The organism is Shewanella algicola, from assembly GCF_014648035.1.
Classification (GTDB): Bacteria; Pseudomonadota; Gammaproteobacteria; order Enterobacterales; family Shewanellaceae; genus Shewanella; species Shewanella algicola.
Window position 1 is genome coordinate 1 of the sequence record NZ_BMQI01000010.1, and the last position, 24071, is coordinate 24071.

Below are 24071 nucleotides of genomic sequence, written 5' to 3' on the forward strand. Positions count from 1 at the left end.
CGGTGACCTTCCTACAGAGGACTTTCACCTCATTAGTTCATGCCCATGCTGGGCGTACACAAAAGTTTTCAAGCGGACACTGCCAAGAGCGGGCAGCGCCGCTTAAAACGGTGTTACATGCAAAGGAATCATCGTGTCATCTGACGATTGGTATAGAAATAAAGATTGGAACGAATCAATCGAAGAGAATTTCTACTCGAAGTTAAAGAGAGCGAGATCGCAAAGGGATCAATACCTGGTAATTCAGGCTCTAACTCTGACTGAAAGGCACCCAGAAATATCACTTCGCTTAGTAGATGAATATTTCGAATCGAGAAAAGATCAATATGATGACGTTAGAGCCTTGTTGGCAAAGGCAGATGCTCTTATCGCGCTAGATAACCTTGAAAAAGGTATTTCCGCCTACCAAGAGATACTAGAGCGAGAAAGAGATTTTCCAAATCACCAAACAGGGGTATATCTTGATTATCCATATTTGGTGGCAACAAAAAAAATTGAAAATGAGTATGCCAACGCGCTCAACGTGTTGAACGAGCACATTGATAGGCTTACTTTCCCATTAGATTATTACAAATGGCATGCTTCCAAAGCACTTATTAATAATGACGGCTCCGAAGCAAAAAAAGCGCTCGACGCAGCCGAGGTTAAAAAATCAGGTTTTAGTTTTCACCAAAACGTTGGTTTAGTAGGTAAAGAGCATGAAAGAACAATCAAGCGCCTGTGCAAAATCAGTAAAACATGGCCACCCACCCCAAGTGGATAAATATCGAACAACCAACTAGGCTTAGTTACCTTTAACTCAGACAGGTTATCTAAGATGGCCAGACCAAGACAAACTATCGTTAGCCTAGAAGATACACCTTACTATCACTGTTGTTCGCGTGTGTTGCGTAAGGCATTTCTTTGTGGAATTGATAATTCAACGGGCGAAAATTTTGAGCATCGGCGCGAATGGGTAGATGCGCGCATTCTTAAAAATAATAAAACATGGCCACCCACCCCAAGTGGATAAATATCGAACAACCAACTAGGCTTAGTTACCTTTAACTCTGACTGGTAATTTAAGATGGCCAGACCAAGACAAACTATCGTTAGCCTAGAAGATACGCCTTACTACCACTGTTGCTCACGGGTGGTACGTAAGGCATTCTTGTGTGGAATAGATAATTCAACGGGCGAAAATTTTGAGCATCGGCGTGAATGGGTAGATTCACGCATACTTGAGTTAGCGACCATCTTTGCCATAGATATTTGTGCTTATGCTGTGATGAGTAACCACTTGCATGTAGTGTTAAAGGTTGGTGCAGACAAAGCGAAACAGTGGTCAGATAAAGAAGTGCTTATACAGTGGCACAAAGGCTTTAAAGGTACGTTACTCACGCACAAATACCTAAAAGAGGAAGACCTTAATCAGTTTGAACTGCAAACGGTTAATGAGTGCATTACTGAATACCGTAAGCGCTTAATTGATATCAGTTGGTTTATGCGTTCACTCAGTGAGCCCATCGCCAGAACAGTAAAACATGGCCACCCACCCCAAGTGGATAAATATCGAACAACCAACTAGGCTTAGTTACCTTTAACTCAGACAGGTTATCTAAGATAAAGGGCCAGACCAAGACAAACTATCGTTTAAAACATGGCCACCCACCCCAAGTGGATAAATATCGAACAACCAACTAGGCTTAGTAAAATAATATGGCCACCCACCCCAAGTGGATAAATATCGAACAACCAACTAGGCTTAGTTACCTTTAACTCAGACAGGTTATCTAAGATGGCCAGACCAAGACAGACAATCGTTAGTTTAGAAGATACGCCTTACTATCACTGTTGTTCGCGTGTGGTGCGTAAGGCATTTCTTTGTGGAATTGATAATTCAACGGGCGAAAATTTTGAGCATCGGCGCGAATGGGTAGATGCGCGCATTCTTGAGTTAGCGACCATCTTTGCTATTGATATCTGTGCTTATGCTGTGATGAGTAACCACTTGCATATAGTGTTAAAGGTTGATGCAGACAAAGCGAAACAGTGGTCAGATAAAGAAGTGCTTATACAGTGGCACAAAGGCTTTAAAGGAGAAAAATAACATGGCCACCCACCCCAAGTGGATAAATATCGAACAACCAACTAGGCTTAGTTACCTTTAACTCAGACAGGTTATCTAAGATGGCCAGACCAAGACAAACTATCGTTAGCCTAGAAGATACACCTTACTATCACTGTTGTTCGCGTGTGGTGCGTAAGGCATTTCTTTGTGGAATTGATAATTCAACAGGTGATAACTTTGAGCATCGGCGCGAGTGGGTTGATTCACGCATTCTTGAATTGGCGACCATTTTTGCTATCGATATCTGTGCTTATGTCGTGATGAGTAACCATTTGCATGTAGTGTTGAAAGTCGATGCTGATAAAGCAAAACAGTGGTCAGATAAAGAAGTGCTCATTCAATGGCACAAGGGCTTTAAGGGCACGTTACTCACGCACAAATACCTTAAAGAGGAAGACCTTAACCAGTTTGAACTTCAAACGGTTAATGAATGCATTACTGAATACCGTAAGCGCTTAATTGATATCAGTTGGTTTATGCGCTCACTCAGTGAACCCATCGCCAGAATGGCCAATAAAGAAGATAAGTGTACAGGCAGATTCTGGGAAGGACGTTTTAAGTCTCAGGCACTGCTTGATGAAGCTGCAGTATTAGCTTGTATGGCTTATGTCGATTTAAACCCTGTCAGAGCCAAAATGGCCGCAACCCCAGAAACCTCTGATTACACCAGTATTCAACGACGTATACACTCCGCAATGAAAGGGGAGCAACCATCAGGACTATTACCGTTTGTGGGTAATGAGCGACTCAATATGCCTAACGGACTCATGTTCAGCGTGAAAGACTACATTGTACTGGTTGAAGATACTGGCCGCATTATTCGAGAAGATAAGCGTGGCGCAATTAGCTCAAGCAGTCAGGGCATTCTGAATAGGCTCAACATCCCTGCAGAGAATTGGCTTAAAATCACTACAGAGTTTGGTGCATTATTTAAAGGTGCTGTCGGTGCATTGCCTGCGTTAACCGAATACTGTGAGCATCTAGAGCGAAAACGACGACAAGGCGCTGCAAATTGTCAGCGCTGGCTGCAAGCTTAAGTAAACAGACTAAAAATATTGTTTATCCACTGCTTGATTGATATCAGGTCCCTAGACGTGCGCTACGTTTAGCGTTTTCCCCCCTGCAGCCTTCGTATAATCTTAAGTGGTCATATTTTTAGATTGAATTTGTCGATTTGAGCAATACGAAATACGTAGATTAGTGCTCAGATGATTAAAAATAAAAGTCGTTATGCTTATCTATACAATCATGGGTGGCAGCTTTAATGTGGTTAGTCACCTACATCGATGCGATATCCATTGCGACCTGCGGCTTTAGCGGCATACATGGCTTTATCGGCGCGGTCGTATAAGTTGTCTGCCAGTTGCTCTGGGATGGATTCGGCAATCCCTAAGCTGCATTTTATGTCGTATTCGGTTAATTGAGCATGTTTTGGCATCATGTCAATAATTCGCTGACAGACTATTTCAGCAGCTTGTGTGTCACCTTGAGTGATAATCACAAACTCGTCACCGCCAATTCTAAATGCCTGGTCGGTATTACGAATGGCTTCGTTAATTAATTCGGCAAAGCCCACTAAAACATAATCGCCAGCTTTATGGCCATGTATGTCGTTAAGTTGCTTAAATTTATCCAGGTCAATCACCACCAATGACACTTGACCTTGGTATCGATTAGCCCGTGCCAATGCTGTCACAATAGCTTGGTTATAATAATAGCGATTGCCTAAGCCTGTTAATGAGTCAAACATGGCTTGTGTAGACATGCTTTGATACTTAAGTGCATTGTTTAAGGGCTGAATCAATATCTCTTCTAATCGACTTAACGTATTTAATTGAGCCGTGCTGAGTGGAGTCGCAAGCTGATAAATCATGTTAAATTGGTCTTGTTTATCTGCAACCGTTCGTTGCAGTTCAATACCGTAATGACGTCCCCAAACAAATTTTTGTTTGTCTAGGGTCAACTGTAATCCTTTAATCGGCAAATGTTGTCCTAGAATTTTGCCGAAACAGGCAAAAACTGTCCTAGGATCTAAACTTCCATGTAGCTGTTGAATAACTTGAATAAGATCTAAATCAGAGTCCATATTCAAGTAAGCGTCTGAACGGTACCAGTAATCTTCAGGATACAACTCTGTAGCGAGTGCAAAATCCATGGTATTTTCTCCAGTACGTGACAACTAATTACTTTGTTTATAGCAATAATCGTGCCTATGAAAAAAATTCTATATTTATTAGTTGTTTGATGATTTACTGTAGAGGTTAGCTATTCGTAAATTCCCTTTCGACATTTTTTTGACAAGGAGCCTATACCGTAATGGAACACAGCATTTTTATTCATATTCTCTCAATGCTTGTGATTGCGATCGTGGCGATTGCATTATTACGCCGTATTGGTTTACCTGCCATATTGGCCTACTTGTTAACGGGTGTGGTGAGCGGCCCTAGTGGCTTTCATTGGTTTACCCAGTTGCAAATGCAGTCAGTTGCCGAACTTGGTGTCGTGTTGTTGATGTTTACCCTCGGGCTTGAGTTTTCGGTGCCGAGGCTATGGGCAATGCGCCGCACTGTGTTTGGTTTGGGTAGCGCGCAAATGATTGTGACTGCATTGGTGGCCGGTGGGGTTGCCATGTTAGTAGGGCAAAACTTAGTGGCAGCTGTGGTCATTGGCTCGGCGATTGCGTTGTCATCAACCGCCATTGTATTAAAACTGATGAATGAACAAGGCTGGTTGCGTCGGCGCCATGGTGAGTTATCGGTCAGTGTGTTGTTATTTCAAGATTTAGCCGTCGTACCCTTGTTAATTTTAATGCCGTTATTGGCCAATGATGGCACCCAAATGAGCTTTAACGCCATAGCCTGGGGGCTGTTGTCCGGTATTTTGGCCTTTTTAGGCTTAATGTCGTTTGGTAAATGGATATTGCCGCGTATTTTTGATGAAGTCGCGCGGTCACGCTCAAATGAGCTGTTTGTACTTTCAACCTTAGTGGTGGCATTAGTTACCGGCGCGTTTACCCAGTGGCTGGGGTTGTCCATGGCGTTAGGGGCATTTATTGCCGGTATGTTGTTAGGTGAGAGTCAATATCGCAGACAGTTAGAAGCCGATATTAGGCCGTTTCGTGATTTGTTGATGGGACTGTTTTTTATCTCTATAGGCATGTTGCTCGACTTTAATTTAGTGATGCAATATTGGTGGCAAGTGCTGCTTATTTTAATCAGTGTGGTGTTGGCTAAAATAGTTATTGTGTATGGTTTACTGAAACTAGTGGGCGAGAAAGCTAAAATAGCATTAAGTACCGCGATTAGTTTGGGCCAGGTGGGTGAGTTTAGCTTTGTGTTATTGGCACTGGCAGTGAATTATCAATTGCTTGAAAACGAAGTCAGTACCGTATTAGTGGCGGTCGCAGTGATCTCAATGTCGATAGCGCCATGGTTAATTCGTCACAGTGTTGATGTTGCCAAAAAGCTCACCGGCGGAAACAACAAACCACAAGATGAACCGGTAGAAATCCGTTTGCCTGTGAGTGATGATAATGATTTAGTGCTGATTTTAGGCTACGGCCGAGTGGGGCAAACCATTGCCCGATTTTTAAAAACCGAAGCCGTACCCTATATGGTGATGGACCTTGATCCAACGCGTGTGACAGAGGCTAGAGCGGCAGGAGAAAACATATACTTTGGTGATGCTTGTCGTATGGCGTTATTAAAGAAAATGGGTATTCGTCAGGCTAGCCTTGTGGTGGTGACATTTTGTGAGCCAAGGCAATCAGAAGAGTGTCTTGCGGTAGCCAGAAAGCTCGCTCCCGAAGTGAAAATTTTAGTGCGCACTCGCGATGATAGTAATTTACATGAGCTTAAAGAGGCTGGGGCGACGCAAGTTATCCCAGAGTCTCTTGAGGGCAGTTTAATGTTGGTGTCGCAGGTATTATTTAAATGCGGCGTACCATTAGCGCGGATTATTAAACGGTTAGAGTCAGAGCGTCGTAACCATTACCAGTATTTACACGGTTTTTTCTCCGGTACCGAAACCGATTTTACCCTCGACTTATTGCACGCAGTATCGTTGGCTAATGGCGCCAGTGCGGTCGGGAAAACGGTGGCGGATATTCCGTGGCAAACCTTAGATGTTGAACTAAGAGCCGTACGTCGGCGTGGTGAAGAAATCGACCCACCACCAGCGGATTGGATTTTAAGGCGTAATGATATTTTGATGCTAGTGGGCAAACCGCGCAGCATTGAAAAAGCCGAAGAGTATTTATTACAAGGCTAGGGGGCGTTCTGCGTCAATGTTTTTTATGGCTCAAAGTGACAACGCAATCCAATTGCAGATGTTATTTTGCCAACAAAGCCCCGATGCAAAACTTATTTTTTGTATGCGCGGGAATTACAGCATCACCATCAATGTCTCTAAATCTATCAATCCATTAATCAACAAGAACCGTTTGAGATAGTGCAATATTGGTCAATATGGTGATGCGATAAGGCTTGCCTGATAATGCGTTAATGCATTTTAATCAAGTGGATTGGCTGTGCGCGCTATTGAGCAGGTGTACAAAATAACCGTAAACAAGTAATTGATAAGCTAGGTGATGTGGTTAACAGAAATCCGCTGCAAGATAATGCACTCTTGCTAGATTTAGCCCCTCGCTGAAAGGCTCTTAATGATTTCTAACTCTGAACGGGTTGGCCAAAGTATACAGGCGTATATCAAGGAAAATTAACGATCGCGCTTTGCTTGAATAAGCACATTTATTGCTCAAACATGAACAAACCAAAGAGACGGTTTAAGCCGTTGCCAGTAAAAGGAATACACTGTGAATCTAACTAAGTGGTTTTTTACCGCAGCTAAAAGTGTGGTGTTGCTAAGCCTATTGATTATCAGTCACGCCAGCATTGCTCATCAAATGAGTACCAGTTATTTGTCGGTAAACTTAGATCAACAAGGGCAATTGCAGGGCGCCTGGCAAGTACGTTTTTTCGATCTTTATCAAGTGATTGATATCGACCAGAATCAAAATGGCCAGTTAACCTGGGGCGAGCTACAGCGCAATCAGCTTGCGGTAACCCAATATTTACAATCAAATTTAATCATAAGTCGCAATCAAGACTGCAAACTGGTGTTTGATGTCGCCCAGCAAGTTGACCAACATGTTAACGAAGATTATTTAGTTACATCATTTAGTGGCCAATGCCAGAGTGGTGGCGCGCTAAAAATCGATTATCAAGCTTTTTTTGATGTCGATACCGACCATAAATCAATTGTGACGATTGATACTCCCGAGTATCAATATACACGGGTTATTAGTAACGATAACCGTACATTACTGATGAATTTGACCGAGAGCTCAACCTACGACACCTTCGCTGAATATGTGTACCAAGGAATGATTCATATTTGGAAAGGCACTGATCATATTTTATTTTTATTGGCCTTATTATTAACTTGCGTGCTTATTCGCGAGCAAACAATTTGGCAAGCAATTGAAAGCCCAATAAAAATATTCAAACAAACTGCATGGATTATTACGGCATTTACCTTGGCTCACTCGGTAACTTTAACGGCCACAGCATTAGGTATTTTAGATTTTAGTAGCCATTGGGTTGAACTTGGCATTGCTTTATCGGTCTTATTTGCAGCGCTTAATAATATTTGGCCGATTGTATTGCGCCTAGGTTGGATAACTTTTGGCTTTGGTTTGTTGCACGGTATGGGTTTTGCCGGTGTGCTTGGTGAGTTGGGATTACCTGAAAATCAAAAGTTATTGGCCATTTTAGCGTTCAATTTGGGTGTTGAAGTGGGCCAATTAGCCATTTTAGCCGTAGTGTTACCCATTCTGATTTTTTGCCGCCATCAACAATGGTATCGTGTGTGGGGCATGCAAATAGGCTCGGTTGCAATTGGTATAATGGCGGTTCAATGGTCGGTAGAGCGTTTTTAAACATGCTCATTCATCTTAACGACAGCCTCATTAGTATCCGTTAAATAATATGGCCATCAGCAAATTAGCATGCAGGTGGCGTTAATATTCAATTAAATAGAGGTAGAAGTTGTATTGGTTACAATTATTGGAACAATAGTGACACTCATAGCAGCGACATTTGCTATTTATCGACTGAATAAGTGTACACACAGTATTTACCTGTATATTCAACAGCATTACCCTGATGAATACCAACACTGTGATGCGCTTGGTCGTAACGCAGGAGGAGGGCGCCACAATACGTCGTTGTTTGTCATGGAGTCTTTTAATTCTGGTAAGCTGGCAAATATTGACGACCCAGCGTTGCAACAAATGCGTCAACGTCTCAGTCGCTTGAAAGCTCTATTAATTTTATCACCAACATTGATCTTTTTAACGGTAACCATCATTGCTGAGCCTTGGACTAATTAAACGCGTCGCAAGAGGTTTAGCCTGTCCTATCGGCAGATACCTTATCATTCTAGGCACTACATTCTGTTTGCGGTGAATGGTGCGTTTACTCAGCGCTATTGATATCAAGACAAATCTCGCTTAAGCCATAACATTTGGCGCACTAGCAGTACAGTCCTGCCCTCTTTGTCAATCAATGCTAAGGCTGGCTTTTGTTAATTAACCGAGCAGAGTCATAAACGGTAAACCCTTGCTCGTTGATATTCGTATCAATCTGCATACGGCTTTTGGATTTATTCGTCGATAATTCATCGATAACCATACGCAAAAGCTAGATATTACATGTTTTCTTCCATAGAATGGTAAGTTAACTTTTTGTCAGCAGTGATAATTTCTGCTGGGTTTTTATTAGGTATATTGATGTCGGCGAAACTGTTTAATCTTCCCATTAAGCTTTCATTAGAGATGATTGCGAAATTGTTTTCGGCCACGCAAATTCAAAAAGCACAAAACTACTTGATCCAGGGTCGAGTACTTGAAGTGACTGCCAGCAGTAATAACCATGATATCGAAGCTTATGTCGAAGGCTCTGCAGATGAGCCTTACCGTCAAGAAATCACCCTCGTTAATGTAAACCACAAAATTGTAATGCGTTCGCATTGTACTTGCCCTGTGCGCACCAACTGCAAACACGTTGCCGCTGCGATGCTGGCGCTGGTGGACAAAAAGCCCGTAGAAGAGCAGCGTATCCACCAGTGGTTACGTCAGCTTGACGAGCAAAAAACGGTGACTGACTTTGAAGATGAGGAAGAAGAGAAAGACCGCATTATTTATGTGCTGTCTAGCGATCCAAACGGTATCTTTGTCGAATTTAAGCGCAGTAAACTCAATAAAAAAGGTCAATATAACAAAGGCAGTAAGCTGGCGTTAACCGATATTCGTTACAGTATGCCGTGGTGGATTGCCCCTGAAGACAAGCAAATTATTAGTTTATTACTTTCATCTAATAATCACGGTTCAAAAATCTATATCGACGGCGAAATATCCTATTTAGCCTTAACCAAAATGCTTGCGGAACAAGTGTGCTTTTGGGAAGAAAATCGTACCCCGTTAACCTGGGCAAAATCAATTGCGCCTGAGTTTATTTGGTGTGAGATGGATAAAAAGCACACACAAATGCAAATGCGCATGCCTGGTCTTGAAAACTGGGAGTTTATTGCCACCGAGCCACCATTATATGCCGAACTCGATTACCTACGCTTAGGCAAAATCGACACTGATTTATCGGCCAAAAAGCTTAGTTTATTGCAACATATGCCGCCTGTACCATTGGCTCAAGTGGACCAAATTAGCCACAAAATGCTGCAACACTTTTCGCCTAAAACTGTGCCTGTGCCAAGCGAAATTGATTTTTGCGAAATCAACGACCCACTCAAAACCAAACTGATTTTTACTCGTGAAATCTATGCCAATAATCCTGTATTGCAACCGGTGATCCGGGTTGAGCAGCATTATGGTGATGTCAGTTTTAATGCCTCATTGAAACCAGAACGTATTAGCCTGGTTAAAAAGGGCAGTGTTCAATATCAAGTGCATCGTCAAGTCGACCAAGAGCTCGCCATTTTACAAGCGTTAACTGAAGCCGGCTTAGTGACGTTTATTCCGAGTGAGTATGGTAAGCAACCTGAATACTTTTTAAGTGTTGGTTTATTGCCTGAATCGATTTTCGAATGGTCTGACTTAACTGAAAACGGCCTTGATGCATTAACGGCGTTGGGTGTAGACATTGAGTTTGAAGATGATTTTGACTTAAAAATTGTCGATGCGCAGTTAGATGTTGATTTGGTTGACGATGACGAGTCTGGCTGGTTTTCGCTGTCGCTAAGCGCCGATATTGAAGGCCAAAATGTACCGTTATTAGCCTTAGTTGCCCGTTGGCTGCAACAAAATGGTGAGCCAGCAGATGACGATGAATTACTGCTACCAGGCCCTAATGGTGGCTTTATTAAAATTAAAGCTAAAACCATTAAGCCGCTGATTTCAATCATTCAAGAGTTGTTTAATCGCAATTCAGGTGACCAAATTGCTATACCACGTAACCGTGCCCACATTCTTAATGATTTATCTGCCAGCGATGTACGTTTACTTAATGGCGAGCGGGTGCGCAACCTTGCGGCAAAACTAGCAGAGTTTAAAGGGGTAACAGAGGTTGAGTTACCAGTGGGGTTAAATGCCACGCTGCGTGATTACCAAAAACAAGGGTTTGATTGGCTGTGCTTTTTAAAAGAGTACCAACTGGGCGGTATTTTAGCCGACGACATGGGCTTAGGTAAAACCATTCAAACGCTGGCCTTTTTACTGAAAGCCAAGCAAGAAGCCAAGACGCATCGCACCAGTTTAATTGTGTGCCCAACCAGTTTGGTGGGTAACTGGCTTAAAGAAGCCAACAAATTTGCCCCGTCACTTAATGTGGTGGTTATTCATGGCAATAAACGCCAACCATTGTTAGAACAAATCGATAACTTTGATGTGGTAGTGACAACGTATCCGTTAATGCTGCGCGATGAAGCCATTTATAGCGATTATGTGTTCGACCATATCATTTTGGATGAAGCCCAGCAGATTAAAAATGCCCAGGCTAAAGTTACCCAAGTGATCAAAACCTTAAAGGGTAAATTCCGTTTGTGTTTGTCTGGCACCCCGCTTGAAAATCACCTTGGCGAACTTAAATCGTTAATGGATTTCTGTTTACCTGGGTTATTAGGTCAACACACTTACTTTAATAAAGAGTTTCGTGGCCCAATTGAAAAACAAGCGGATGTTGAGAAATCAGTATTGCTGAGTAAGCGTATTTCGCCGTTTATGTTGCGCCGCACCAAAAAAGAAGTGGTGTCTGAGCTGCCAGAGAAAACCGAGATTATTCAAACACTCGAACTCGAAAAAGATCAGCGTAATCTTTACGAGTCTATCCGTTTAGTGATGGAGAAAAAGCTGCGCGAACTGTTCGCTAAAAAAGGCGTGTCGAGTAGCCATATTGAGTTTTTAGACGCGTTATTAAAATTACGTCAAGCTTGTTGCGACCCGCGCCTTGTTAAGCTAGAACAGGCGCAGCAAGTGAAAGACAACGCTAAACTCACTTGGTTAATTCAAAACCTGCCCGAGATGATTGAAGAAGGTCGTAAAATCCTTATTTTCAGTCAATTCACCGGCATGCTGGCGCTGATTGAAGATGAGCTCAAAACCTTGAATATTAGTTACAGTAAATTAACCGGCCAAACACTCGACCGCCAACCTCAGATTGATTCTTTCCAAGAAGGTGACAACTCGGTGTTTTTAATCAGCTTAAAAGCGGGCGGCACAGGGCTTAATTTAACTGCGGCAGATACGGTTATTCATTTCGACCCATGGTGGAATCCTGCAGCAGAGCGTCAGGCAACCGATCGCGCCCACCGTATTGGTCAACTCAATCCGGTATTTGTGTACAAATTAATTGCCCAGGGCACGGTTGAAGAGAAAATTCAGGAAATGCAGCAGCATAAACAAGGTTTAGCCGACAGCATTTTATCCGATGGCACTCAAGGGCCATGGCAGGGTAACGCTGAGGATTTATTGGCGCTATTGAGTTAAAGCTTAGTCTTTAGGTGTTGATCATTTTGAGTAAACGCGAGCTAATTTGAGGTTACAGCTTTGCCATCAATGTATTATAAACGCGGTTCTGGTGCACCAAGGTCAAGACGTGGCAATCGTGCTACGCCTGCGCTGCATATGGATTACTTTGAGCAAGTGTTTGCTGAGCTGCGCCGTCATCCTGACAAAATCGCCATTGTTAGACACAACATTGCAGAATTTCAAGCACAGCCTTTTTTGAAAAAGGGGCTACACACCGCCATTGATAGACTGCTACTGGTGTTTGAAGACAGTGATGATATTGAGTTGCTCTACAGGCAGGTGATGAGTGAAGATATTGGTCAGCGGGTAAGACGCTACCCGCTGATTTTTAAAGGCATCATATCGCCGACAGTCAATGCACCAGATAATGACTAGCCTTGCATCACCTTGTGAGCAAACTCCACTGGGCCGGCCAAAATAGCTCGACCTACTGCGACTAAATCCACTTGGCTTGTGGCTAAAATGGTTTCTATGTAATCCACGCTTTCAATGCCGCCAACACCAATAACCGCCGCAGTAGTTTTGCCGGTTAACGGCGCGGCATCTTCGACTAAAAAGCCTTCGCCGCGTTTATCTTTAGGACGATTCCAGCCACCAATACCTGATGATATATTGAGTATTTCAACACCCGCAGTCACTAGCCATTGGCTCACCTGCGCCATGTCTGCATGAGTTAAACCACCAGGATATCCGTCTTGGCCCGGAATGCGAGTCATGACCGCTAACCTCGGCGCGACTTGTTTAATTTGAGTCACTATTTCAATTAATATTCTAGCGCGGTTTTCAAGATTACCGCCGTATTCATCTTCACGTTGATTGGCCAATGGCGATAACCACTGATTAATGCCATAACCGTGAGCACAATGGATTTCAACTAAATCAAAGCCGGCTTTGTCGGCCCGTATTGCAGCTGCTACAAAGTCTTGTTGCCATTGATTAATATCATCTAGTGTCACGGCCCGTGGCGTAGGTAATACACGGTCGTATGCGGGCACCGTAATACCAGAAGGCCCCATGATATCGCAGCTAATGCCAGCGCTGTCTTTACCGCCGCAATGGGTAATTTGTAAGCCGGTTTTAACGCCAGCATTATGCAGTGTACTGGCTATCTGGGTTAACCCTGGTAAACACGCATCATCGTGGGCCCCGAGTTGGTTTTTCTCACTTCGCCCAGCCAGATTCACATGGCTATATTCAACCATCACAAGGCCAGCACCCGATAGAGCTAAATTGTGATAATGGCTAAAGGTTTTGTCGGTTGCCAAACCATTTTCGTTTGCGGTTTGAGATGCCATAGGCGGTACCACTAAACGATTTTTAAAGGTTAATCCGTTGGTTAAGGTTAACGGGGTAAAACGCAGTGCAGTCATTGAAAATCCTATAGGGTAATGGCAACCAAGATGCCTGCAAGCAGCATAATACTGCCCGCAGTGCGATTAATGATGTTGGCAGCTTTGGTTGAGGTAAACACTCGTTTAGCCCCAGATGCCAGGTAAGCATAAGCGAGGTTTACCGAACCAAAAGCAGCTGTGGCGATGGTTAAAATAATGATGACATCCAACAAGTTGACTTGAGACATAGGCACAAATGCGGGGAAAAAACTCACATAAAAAATCAGCGCTTTAGGGTTACCTAAAGTAATTAAAATGCCAGTGAAAACATTTTTAGTTAAACTGGCTTTAGCCGTATCAACAAGTTGAACGCCATGTGCTGTTGCGCGCAGCATACTGATGCCAAGCCAACACAAATATAAGGCGCTGGCATATTTAATCAGTTCAAATGCAGGCCCCATTGCATTGGCTATGGCAGATAAACCAAACAGAGCCAATAAGATATACAGAAAGTCGCCAAGCAGCACTCCAATTGTCATCGCGACCCCATGAGAAAAGCCATTAGAGAATGAGCGCGACACCACTGCAAACACTGCCGGGCCTGGCACAATGGCCAAAACCAGCATGGTAAAAAATAACGCGATAATCTGTTGGTAAGCCATTAATGTTTTTCAGTTCTGTTTTTATTATGGTGGATGGCACCTGTGCCAATTGTTAGTAATTATATCTTAAGTTCATATAGAACATGGCGCGATAAAGCATCAATTATGTAATCCATTATGTCTGAAAATTAGAGGGGAGATATGTTACATTGCGTGATTATTCAGGTGTATAGAATGCGTTAGGAATTGCTGTGCAAATTATCTTATTAACCCACTCAAGAGAGTTACTTCGTGCCAGTAACACCGGCCAATTAGTGCTGCAAGTGTTAGGCGATCGCGCTCGTGTGATTGAGTGGCATCGTAAGCAGCCTGATATGGCATTACTGGCGGCCATTGAGGCTGGACGTGTGGGTTTAGTGTTTCCAACCGATGATGATTCGCTAAACGTGAGTGTAGACTCTGCAAGACTGTTAAATGCGCCTGTAAAAGATTGTGTTCCCCATCTCGACTATTTGTTGTTGCTTGACGCCACCTGGCAAGAAGCCCGTAAAATGTACAATCAAAGCCCCTATCTTAAAAGCGTAGTTAAAGTGGGATTACAGCCAACACATGCCTCTATTTATCCGCTAAGGCGAAATCAACTTGAGGGCGGGTTATGCACCGCAGAGTGCGTGGCATTATTGCTTGAAAAAGCGGGAGAACCAGAGTTAGCGCAACAACTGACTGAATGCTTAAAAGGGTTTATTGAGCGCTAGTTTACTGAAAATCGATAAAGATATTGGCGGTAAGGCGACCGGTTTTCGGGTTGGCATCGATGTCGGTATCTGGATTGACTAGGGTTGAATGCAGCAAGTTGCCGGGATAAATCACCACCCGATTTGGCCGATATGCTACCCGATGATACAAGTTGTAATGCTCATTGCTGGTAACGCAATAACGCGGACTTGATTGGGTTATTTGATCTACAAAAGGCTGTGCCTGGGTAAAGTATGAGTCAATGTTGTCGTTATTAATCCGCTCAAAACCGCTGGCGTTATGCCTAAAAAATCCAGTGTCGCCATGGGGACCGTCATTAAGGTAATGCAAAATGGCAAAGTAATATGGATTAGGTGTGTCAAAGTGGGGTAAACATTGCAGTGGTACCAGGTCTTTTGCTTGGGTGTCGATTAACGAAAATACCCCTTGTTGCGGTTTTAAGCGCCGGGTGGTTGGAATACGATACACATCGTAAATAAGCTGAAATACCGCGTTAAGCACATCGATAATATATTGCCTTGGCAGTGCAGTACGTTGACCAGGATAAAACGAGCTTTTATTCTGGTTAAATTGACTGTCATTAAGTGCGATATCAATCAACTCAGAGATATCGCCTGCAAAATTATCTATCACAATAACTGGTGTTTGTTGTTGGCCAATCAACTGCACTTGCGGCGCAATAGGATTGACCTGTATTAGTGGTTGAGTGGCTTGCGACGACATCGTTAGTTTAGCCTTGCATCGTGGTTGACTTGCAATAGTGTTGCACAAAGTCATGATGCACTGGCAGGGTATCGACTTTGCGTTTAACCGTGGCTTTAATGTTGTTTAAAAAGCTTTGCAACTCAGCGGGCTCCATTAAATCGACAATCGGGTGATATTCTTTAGGTATCAAGCCTTGCCCCATCATCACCTGTATCCACGAGCTTTCGCCAAACAGCTCATTACCGTATTTATAAACTTTGCCAGATTGACTAAACATATCAATACGATGCTGCAATGAGGCGGGAATTGGCATGTTTTTACAGTAGCGCCAAAAACGGCTGTCTTCACGGTCGGTAACCTTATAATGCAAAATAATAAAGTCGCGAATATTGTCCATTTCAATTTTGGTTTGTTGGTTAAATTCATCGACGTCAGCCTGAATGACGTCATGCGCCGGAAACAGTTGCAATAAACGCACGATACTGCGCTGGATCATATGAATGCTGGTGGACTCGAGTGGCTCTAAAAAGCCTGCTGATAAGCCAACCGCAACACAGTTTTTGTGCCAGTGCTGACGACGCGTGCCGGTTTTGAATTTAATCACGCGCGGTTGATTAATCGGTTGGCCTTCAATGTTATTGAGCAGTAACTCGGTGGCGTCGGCATCCGAAATAAATTTGCTGCAAAACACCAAGCCGTTACCTGTACGGGTTTGTAGCGGAATACGCCATTGCCAGCCCGATTGATGCGCGATAGAGCGAGTATAAGGTATAGGCTGTTGTACCGCTTCGGTTTGTACCGCTATGGCGCTGTCGCACGGTAACCAGTGGCTCCAATCTTCAAAGCCTGTATTTAGCGTTTGTTCGATCAGTAAGGCTTTAAATCCGGTGCAGTCGATAAATAAATCGCCGTCAATGATGTCGCCATTTTCAAGCTGTAACGCTTTAATATTGCCTGAATCATCATGCTGTAATACATCGGCAATTTTACCCTCAATGCGCTTCATACCGTGTTGCTCGGCAAATTTGCGTAAGAATTTGGCGTATAAACTGGCGTCCATATGGTATGCATGGTTGTAATCTTGATTGGGTAATACTGCAAAACGACCCTGGCGCGCGGCTAAATGCTCTGTGCAGTAATCGCCGATTTCACTGACCATACTTTGCTGCTTGCCTTTAAGCCAAAAGTGCTGAAAGCCACATGCCCAGCAGTCTTTGCCTAAGAATCCAAACGAGTGCAAATAGTCTTTATTGACGTCATGCCAGTTTTCGAATTGGATCCCCAGTTTAAATGTGGCATTGGTGGCGGCCATGACATCTTGCTCTTTTAAGCCTAATAATCGATGAAAAATGTGCAGGGTAGGGATGGTTGCTTCACCAACGCCGACAGTGCCGATGTCGTCAGACTCAACTAATACAATATCAAGGTTTTTGCCCATGAGTTTACTAAACGCGGCTGCGGCCATCCAACCTGCAGTACCGCCGCCAGCAATGACGACTTTTTTGATTGATTTATTCATCTCGGGCTTCCTGTTTAATATCTTAGTTTCTTGCTGTATTTAGCATTATCGTTTTAATTTATTGATTAAATCTGCACGTAACTTACGCGCATTTAACTCATCTAACGGTTTGGATAACATGCCTTTAGCTGTATCTGGGATATAACTGTCGTCTACATCATCATGATCGAAGATGTAATGGTCGAACATCGCTTTCCACGCCTGGCGCTGCGCCTTTGGTAATGAGCGAAGGCTTAACATGCTATGCAATAATGCGTTATTAGGACGACCTAAATAACCTGGCGTATCACGCCACCAGTGGGTAATGAGCACATTAATATCGTCTATGCCGCGTACATGGTGCCACCACATACTAGGGATAAATAACACATCACCCGGCATTAACTCTGCAGTTAACGCCGTATCTAACGCCTGTTGAAATTGAGGGAAACGTTCAAAATCTGGCTTATCAAAGTCCACCATGCTGATGTCTTGCCCGCCAGGAGCAAACTCCATTGGGCCAACATAAAGATTGCAGATTTGCTCTGGTGGAAACAGGGTGAAAGTGCGCTTACCCACTACGTTGCAGGCCAGGTTTAGCGGAAAGTCAAAATGGGCCGCCACTTTAGTTTTGTTGCCTAACCAAATACTGGTCAGTGGATTAATAGGCTGTAAATTAAGGCTGTTTTGCTCACCAAGCCCAGGCAGGCATTGATGAATATCAGTAGACCCCATGTAAATGCCGGTAGGATTAGCGCTGGCATTTTCTTGCTGTAAGCGGGCGAGTAGCTGATTAAAATCAAGTCGGCCAGCCTGGTAATTAAAACCATCGAGTTGCTGATTGTAAAACACTCGCCCTTGTTGCTCTGGCGCTATGTGGTAGGCGGTAACGGCATAACCTTGATAAAACTGGCGTAAATAGTCTAATGCTTTGTCGGACGATTCAAGCCCTGCTTGCACTAAAGGCCAATGACGACATAACCCTTTAAATACCATGGGTTTGTCGGCCTGTTCTATGTGCGCCATTACTTGCGCTAACGTCCAATCGCTGACGCAGTCGACGGCTGTTAATGTGTCATTGGACATCAGCGCTATTCCTTAGCCTTGAGCATTTTTAAGGTTAAGTAAATCGCGCACTGTGCTTTGTGAAGCCAGCGCCATATAAATGGCTTGCAAGTAACCTTGTTGATGCAAGGTGGCGAGCGTGTCGGCAGACAGTGTGGCTAAGGTATTTTCGTTAATGGTGTAAAAGCCAATCATTTGATGTTTTTTACCGTTGTCGAGTTCGATATCTAAGGTAAATGACTCAAGTAATTCATGCTCAATGAGCGCGTCAATAAAACGCTGGCTGTCGATAAGACCGTGATGAATAATTTCCAGCATTTCACCGACTTCATCTAATAGTGGGGTGTTACCGCCGTAAGGTAAAAATAATGCTTCGCCTTCAGTTTGACTCACTCTTGGATGATCTAAATCCACATGAATCACCCGTTGTTGACGCTCTACGCCATCTTCGCGCACGGTTTGTTGGCCGATTAAAAAGGGCTGGCGGCGCACACTGAGCGGCACATAAGAGGCATTCCAGCCTGAATCGGTTAAAAACAGGTTTTCATTTTGTGCAAACCCAAATAAGGCCACCGAATAAAATTGACCGGTAGCGGCATCTTTATGAAAGAAAATAGGGTAATGAGCCTGAATACTGCGAAACTCTTGCGGAAAAGTGACGCTAAACCACAGGTTGTCGCCTAAGGCGGCAGAGCGGCTGGTATTTACCTTTAAGTCTTTATGGTCGATGCTGTTCAATAATACGTGTTGGCTCATGTTGATGTCCTATCTTATTCGTTCAAATACAGTATGTTGTTATGGTTTTTGTAAGTGATTTTATCTATGTTAATTCTTCTCATTAAAGCTTAGGGAAACCATATTGGGCCACTTTAGCTAATAAAGCACGGTTAGTCGGTAAGCTTTTGCTCAATGCTTGAGTACGTTGTTGGTTATCGTTAAATAATCGCTGTGCAAGTTGCAACTGAGACGGTTTAACATGGCTTGGTAACTGAGTTTGAAAGCCCATCCCATAAAGCACATATTGAAAACTGGCAGCAGGGAAGAGCGCCTCTTTATAGCTAATGTCATGCTGGCTTGGCGCCTGGTAACGCCATAATTCAAGCTGTGCCTGTAAGCGTTCGGGTATTGAGTTGCTGTCACGATGGTCGCGCCAATAAGCATCAGTTTCACGTTGGCTAATAACATAGTGCAGTTTTAAAAAGTCGATAATTTGTTGCCAATGCTGCTGATAACGTAAGTTGACTCTATCTGCAATCGTATCCATTACCTGACGATTGGGCGGTAATTTCTGCGCGAGTGTAGAAGCTGTCCACTCAATTAACGCAAGGGCTGAGGCTTCTAGCGGTTCAATAAACCCTGCTGCCATTCCAATGGCAATACAATTGTTTTGCCAGCATTTAGCATGATAGCCCGGGTTAATATTGAGTTTTCGCGGCTCAAGTTGTGAGGCAAGTTCATTACTGGTGCCGTTGGCGATTACGTAATCCCGTAGCACTTGCTCAGCTTGGCTGTCATTACTGTGGCTTGATGAATACACATAACCGACCCCTTTGCGGGTAGGCAAGCCTATATCCCAAATCCAACCATTTGGCTGTGCGGTTGAGTGAGTACAAGAAGCTATCGCGGTTGCTGGGTCTTCATAAGGCACTTGCATTGCTAAAGCACTGTCGTTAAACAGCACAGATTTTTGGCATAAAAATGGTACTTGAAAATGCTTGCCTAATAGCAATGATTTAACGCCTGTACAGTCAATAAACAATTGGCCGCTTATCTCGCCATGTTGCTGGGTGATAAGCTTTTCAATGTCACCTTGTTCATTATTGACGATATGTTCAACATGATCGCTAACATGAGTCACTCCCAGTTTTTGGGTGCAATGTTCGAGCAGTAGCTGGCTGAATTTGCCCGCATTGAGATGATAACCGTAATTGTTTTGAAAATGATATTGCGCTGATGAGATGTTTTTTGGCGCTAAACCGAGCTGTGATAATACTTCCTGGCTACTGACGGCCTGCGCAAAGCTGACTTGCTCTGAGTGAGGTAACCAAAATGGGCATAAATCGAGTTCTTGATGTCCATGTGGCAGGCTAAAAGGATGCAAGTAGCTGTTTGATTTATCGACCGCGTCGGTGCGCCAATTAATAAAGCGAGAGCCTTGTTTGAAGCTGGCATCACAACGGCGAATAAAGTTATTTTCATCAATGCCTATTTTGCTCAAGGTTGAGCGCATTGAAGGCCAGGTGCCTTCACCTACACCAATGGTGGCCACATCGGGCGATTCAATTAAGGTGATGTTGAGCTTAGGAGAGTGAGCTAATACGCCCCTGTCGACATTATGCTCAGCCGCCAGTAATCCCGCGGTGATCCAACCGGCGGTGCCACCACCAACAATGACGATTTGGGTGATTGGTTTTTGCATTCTCTCTACCTACGCTTTGGACGTTATTGTTATTTTAACGGTTCTATGATGTTTTATTCGCATCAGAAACATCATAAGTAGAATTTGGTAAAATGTAAGTTGTTTCAATTATTTGTTTTACAGGGTAGCGAGTTATCCCTAAAACAAAAATAGTAACATCCTTGTTACTCAATATCTTGCAATAAAAGAGGTGGCAAAGTTTGCTCACCCCAACGACCTAAATAAAACCTTGATGTATCCCGTTCAAACTGGGGTAAGACGGGATAACATCAAGTGGGTTATCACTTAGAAAGTGTATCGTGCACCAATACTGTAGCGTGCGCCCGTTTCGGTTAGATTTAACACTTGATCGTCAGTGTATCCACGAACTCGTGTGTATTCTTCGGTAATGTTAAGTCCTTCGAAAAACACAGTTAAGCCTTCAACTTGCTCAATGTCATAACTCACTGACAAATCGATTTGCGAGTAAGCTTCAGTGTACTGTGGGAATAAACCAGTACCTTGGCTTGTTGCGCTTAAGAACTCATCGCGCCAGTTGTAAGCCACACGAGCCTGGAAACCATAGTTTTCGTACACTAATACTGCGTTAGCTGTATCACTAATACCGACAAGGGCCAAATCACTGTCAACCAAGGTGTAGTTCGCAATTACACCCAAGCCGCTTTCGCCGAAGAAGTGCTGCGCTGCAAATTCCCAACCATCAATAACAGCACTATTGGCGCTATTTGAAGGCGTAGAAATATTGAAGTTTAATAATGCATCGTTGTTATCTGCACTACCGCTAATGATTTGGTTATCAACATCTACCGCAGCATTATCAGCAAAGTTTGCGAAAATATAGTCACGTACTGCACCTGCTTCAGTTGTGCCTGTTGCAGCTACTGCGGCTTTATATAAATCACCCGATGCAGGGTTATAAATGCCGTTAGTGGTTTGGACAATTTCAGAGCTAATAAAGTTTTTAGTGTCTTTACGGAAGTAACCGACTGACACGTAGCTTGATGGCGCGTAATACCACTCAGCCGAGAAGTCGATGTTTTCAGACTCTAGCGGCAATAACGTCGGGTTACCCGCAGAACCACCACCATTAGTACGGTTAGCCAATGTGCTTAAAACGGTACCACCTTGAATCGCAGTATAATCTGGGCGACCAATGGTTTCGCTGTATGCTGCGCGTAAAATGACATCTTCTACCACTTCAATATTGAAGTTAAAGCTTGGTAATAAGTAGTCATAGTCACCTTTTTTAGTTTCAAAGACTTGCTCACCAGTTGCCGATAACGCAATCTCTGTTTCGGCAATCCAATCGGCACCATCATAACCGGCAACTGCAGCGGTTGAGGTGACATCGGTTTGTTCATAACGAAGCCCGAAATGCACATCATATGGCATACCTGCGATTTCATTATCGTAGTTGTACTGTACATAAACCGCTTGCGATTCTTCTTCAGTGTAACGGTCGGTTTCAGACGCATAGTTAGTTGATGGGCAGAAACCATTACCACAATCACCACTCACAGAAGAGGTGTAATTAGCCGCTGCGTAATCACGAACTGAGTCAAAGTCCCACATAAAAATGGTGTTTAGGATGTCAAAGTCGCCATCAGCAAGAGAGAAGTCACCGCCGTTGGCATCAAATTTGTCATGAATGGTGTCAGCTGGGAACCAGGCATCGTCTAAATCACCTGCTGAGCCAACACCGCCCCAGTCGTTACGTTGTACGTTAACAGTTTGAGAGTGGTTATTGACGTTCGTTATCGCAACACCAAAATCAATACTACCCGCATCTTCAAGGTAGTATTCACCGTCAAATTGATACTGGTCAATTTCAGACTTGTTGCGTGAGTTGGTAAATACAGAACCGGTTACCATCATATCTGCCGCGGTCACAGCGTTACCGCCACCCACTGCAAGCACGGGTAAGTCGCCGCTAAAGTCGGTTGCCGCACTGGTACGAACAAAAGCTGCTGTACTGAGTGTGTTACTCGAACCGTAAGGGCTGTTTGGTTTGTTTTCTGCTACTGAGTTGTGCGCGTCGAAAGTCAGTTTTAAGTCATCGGTGGCTTGCCACTCAATGTTGAAACCTAATGAACCACTTTCGTTACGTACGCCAGAATCACCCGCCGCCATTGATAAGTCAGCGGGTGAATCGTAGGTTTCTGAATAAATAAGTGGCGTTGCATACGGGCCGTCAGACCATACGTTTTCAGATGGAACAAAGTTAAACCATGCTGATACGTCATTGAATTGGGTGTCGATATCATTACGCATGTAGGTGTAGTCTAAGCTTGCCACTACACTGTCTACAGGGCTGTATTGCAATACTAACTGGCCGTTAGTACGGGTACGTTGTTGCTCTTCAAAACGATACACTGTGGTTTGTGGTACCGAGTAAAAGTCTTCATCACCAGGGCGGTTGATTTGGCTATCATCATTGGCCACGCCGCCCCATTCACTGTTGTCAGTAGTACCAGGGAATGTGCGCCAGCCTGTACCGACTTGAGCTTGTTGGTTACCGCTTTCACGCTCTTGGTAGCTTGCAGACAATGAAATACCAAAGGTGTCATCGGCAAAGGTATTTGAATACAAGCCAGACAGCTCTGGTGTCACTGAACCGTTATCGGTTGATTTGTCATCAACCGCTTTCACGCCCACAGTCGCTTTAAGACCAGGAGAGTTTAATGGCTTATGAGTCAAAATATTGATAGTTGAGCCGATACCACCTGTAGAATCTGATGCTTGGCTGGTTTTATGGACTTCTACACCGCTGATACTTTCAGAGGCGATGTTAGCAAAGTCAAATGAACGAGTACCGGTAGTCACTGGCATTTGACGACCATTGAGGGTGATCAAGTTGTAGTCTGGACCAAAACCACGCACAGACACTTTACTGCCTTCGCCGTTAGAGCGGTCAATCGATACACCGGTAATACGTTGTAATGACTCAGCTAAGTTGGTGTCTGGAAATTTACCAATATCTTCAGCAGAAATAGAGTCAACGACTCCACTTGATGAACGCTTAACATCCATTGATTTAATCAAACTGCCACGAATACCAGTAACCGAAATCACTTCGATATTTTCTTCGCTGGCCTCATCTGCCGCATAGGCAGGTAACATACTGCCAACACCAAGCACTAGCGATAAACTGGTCGCAAGCTTAGTTTTTGTAAATTTTGTCGTTTTCATCTAGGAAATCCCCATTGACTAGATTTTATTTCTTTCAATATTGCGAGTAGGGCGCAAATCGTTTTTGTAATTCTCCATCTGCGCTTTATTCATTATTTATAATCATTGCCTTATAAAACAGCTAATGTAAGCGCTTACATAAAGCTAGTGTAAAATGTGATAACAGTCAACAAAAACAAGTTTAAATTATTACATTTCATTAACCAACCGTGCTAGGGGAAAGTTACACCTTAAAATTTGCTATTGTTTTTATTAGATTTTATTGTTAGAGAGGTAAGTGTAAATAAATGTAAGCGCTTTCTTTTGTTGCCGCAGTTGTTACAACTTAGGCTCAGGTTTAAATGATAAATGCCAATG

At 43.6% G+C, this 24071-nt stretch carries 17 protein-coding genes and 3 pseudogenes; 11 read left to right on the top strand and 9 right to left on the bottom strand.

The features are described 5' to 3' along the window. The first annotated feature begins 133 nt into the window (after positions 1 to 133). The 5 genes and pseudogenes from IEY42_RS05910 to IEY42_RS05925 all read left to right on the top strand — a co-directional run bounded on the left by IEY42_RS05910 (position 134) and on the right by IEY42_RS05925 (position 3147). A complete protein-coding gene (locus IEY42_RS05910) occupies positions 134 to 763 on the top strand; it encodes a tetratricopeptide repeat protein (RefSeq protein ID WP_188924390.1) in 630 nt (209 codons plus the stop codon). A gap of 54 nt (positions 764 to 817) precedes the next feature. Next, positions 818 to 976, top strand: a pseudogene (locus tag IEY42_RS22345) (transposase); the annotation flags it as partial. 90 nt (positions 977 to 1066) lie between these two features. Then, positions 1067 to 1513: pseudogene (locus tag IEY42_RS05915) on the top strand (transposase); the annotation flags it as partial. A 264-nt stretch (positions 1514 to 1777) separates the two neighbouring features. Continuing rightward, positions 1778 to 2083: pseudogene (locus IEY42_RS05920) on the top strand (transposase); the annotation flags it as partial. 86 nt (positions 2084 to 2169) lie between these two features. After that, positions 2170 to 3147 (top strand): transposase, encoded by a 978-nt coding sequence (locus IEY42_RS05925; RefSeq protein WP_188924391.1) that lies wholly within the window; start codon positions 2170 to 2172, stop codon positions 3145 to 3147. A gap of 233 nt (positions 3148 to 3380) precedes the next feature. Here IEY42_RS05925 and dgcS read toward each other — a convergent pair whose 3' ends face one another. After that, entirely contained in the window at positions 3381 to 4265 is an 885-nt protein-coding gene (gene dgcS, locus IEY42_RS05930; RefSeq protein ID WP_188924392.1) for a diguanylate cyclase DgcS, read from the bottom strand. A gap of 161 nt (positions 4266 to 4426) precedes the next feature. On the opposite strand from dgcS, the gene IEY42_RS05935 reads away from it, so the two are divergent. The 5 genes from IEY42_RS05935 (at position 4427) to IEY42_RS05955 (ending at position 12524) form a co-directional block, all read left to right on the top strand. Continuing rightward, positions 4427 to 6379, top strand: coding sequence for a monovalent cation:proton antiporter family protein (locus tag IEY42_RS05935; protein ID WP_188924393.1), 1953 nt, complete (start codon positions 4427 to 4429; stop codon positions 6377 to 6379). Positions 6380 to 7013: 634 nt separating this feature from the next. Then, positions 7014 to 8048: a HupE/UreJ family protein gene (locus IEY42_RS05940; protein ID WP_188924466.1), complete on the top strand. Its 1035-nt coding sequence runs from the start codon at positions 7014 to 7016 to the stop codon at positions 8046 to 8048. A 138-nt stretch (positions 8049 to 8186) separates the two neighbouring features. Next, positions 8187 to 8501 carry a hypothetical protein gene (locus tag IEY42_RS05945; RefSeq protein ID WP_188924394.1) on the top strand — a complete coding sequence of 105 codons (315 nt, stop codon included), beginning with the start codon at positions 8187 to 8189 and terminating at the stop codon, positions 8499 to 8501. Between the two features lie 399 nt (positions 8502 to 8900). Continuing rightward, entirely contained in the window at positions 8901 to 12107 is a 3207-nt protein-coding gene (locus IEY42_RS05950) for a DEAD/DEAH box helicase (RefSeq protein WP_188924395.1), read from the top strand. Positions 12108 to 12167: 60 nt separating this feature from the next. Continuing rightward, positions 12168 to 12524, top strand: a complete 357-nt coding sequence (locus IEY42_RS05955; protein WP_373292788.1) for a hypothetical protein — start codon at positions 12168 to 12170, stop codon at positions 12522 to 12524. On the opposite strand, the gene IEY42_RS05960 is transcribed toward IEY42_RS05955, so the two are convergent. Both IEY42_RS05960 and IEY42_RS05965 read right to left on the bottom strand, forming a co-directional pair. Continuing rightward, complete coding sequence (locus tag IEY42_RS05960; RefSeq protein WP_188924396.1) at positions 12521 to 13519, bottom strand: NADH:flavin oxidoreductase; 999 nt, start codon at positions 13517 to 13519, stop codon at positions 12521 to 12523. The genes IEY42_RS05955 and IEY42_RS05960 overlap by 4 nt on opposite strands. A gap of 8 nt (positions 13520 to 13527) precedes the next feature. After that, a complete protein-coding gene (locus IEY42_RS05965; protein ID WP_188924397.1) occupies positions 13528 to 14142 on the bottom strand; it encodes a LysE family translocator in 615 nt (204 codons plus the stop codon). Positions 14143 to 14333: 191 nt separating this feature from the next. Between IEY42_RS05965 and IEY42_RS05970 the strand changes: the two genes are divergently transcribed. Beyond that, on the top strand, positions 14334 to 14837 hold the full coding sequence (locus IEY42_RS05970; protein ID WP_188924398.1) for a DTW domain-containing protein: 504 nt from the start codon (positions 14334 to 14336) through the stop codon (positions 14835 to 14837). A 1-nt stretch (position 14838) separates the two neighbouring features. Here the strand turns inward: IEY42_RS05970 and IEY42_RS05975 are convergent, their stop codons facing one another. From IEY42_RS05975 to IEY42_RS06000, 6 genes are all read right to left on the bottom strand, one after another. Next, on the bottom strand, positions 14839 to 15561 hold the full coding sequence (locus IEY42_RS05975) for a DUF6445 family protein (protein WP_229779940.1): 723 nt from the start codon (positions 15559 to 15561) through the stop codon (positions 14839 to 14841). A 7-nt stretch (positions 15562 to 15568) separates the two neighbouring features. Then, positions 15569 to 17062, bottom strand: a complete 1494-nt coding sequence (locus IEY42_RS05980; RefSeq protein WP_188924399.1) for a tryptophan halogenase family protein — start codon at positions 17060 to 17062, stop codon at positions 15569 to 15571. 45 nt (positions 17063 to 17107) lie between these two features. Beyond that, entirely contained in the window at positions 17108 to 18067 is a 960-nt protein-coding gene (locus tag IEY42_RS05985; protein ID WP_373292792.1) for a cupin-like domain-containing protein, read from the bottom strand. A gap of 72 nt (positions 18068 to 18139) precedes the next feature. After that, complete coding sequence (locus tag IEY42_RS05990) at positions 18140 to 18862, bottom strand: SapC family protein (RefSeq protein WP_188924401.1); 723 nt, start codon at positions 18860 to 18862, stop codon at positions 18140 to 18142. An 82-nt stretch (positions 18863 to 18944) separates the two neighbouring features. After that, positions 18945 to 20525 (bottom strand): tryptophan halogenase family protein, encoded by a 1581-nt coding sequence (locus IEY42_RS05995; protein WP_188924402.1) that lies wholly within the window; start codon positions 20523 to 20525, stop codon positions 18945 to 18947. Positions 20526 to 20810: 285 nt separating this feature from the next. After that, a complete protein-coding gene (locus IEY42_RS06000) occupies positions 20811 to 23714 on the bottom strand; it encodes a TonB-dependent receptor (RefSeq protein ID WP_188924403.1) in 2904 nt (967 codons plus the stop codon). Positions 23715 to 24071: the final 357 nt, after the last annotated feature.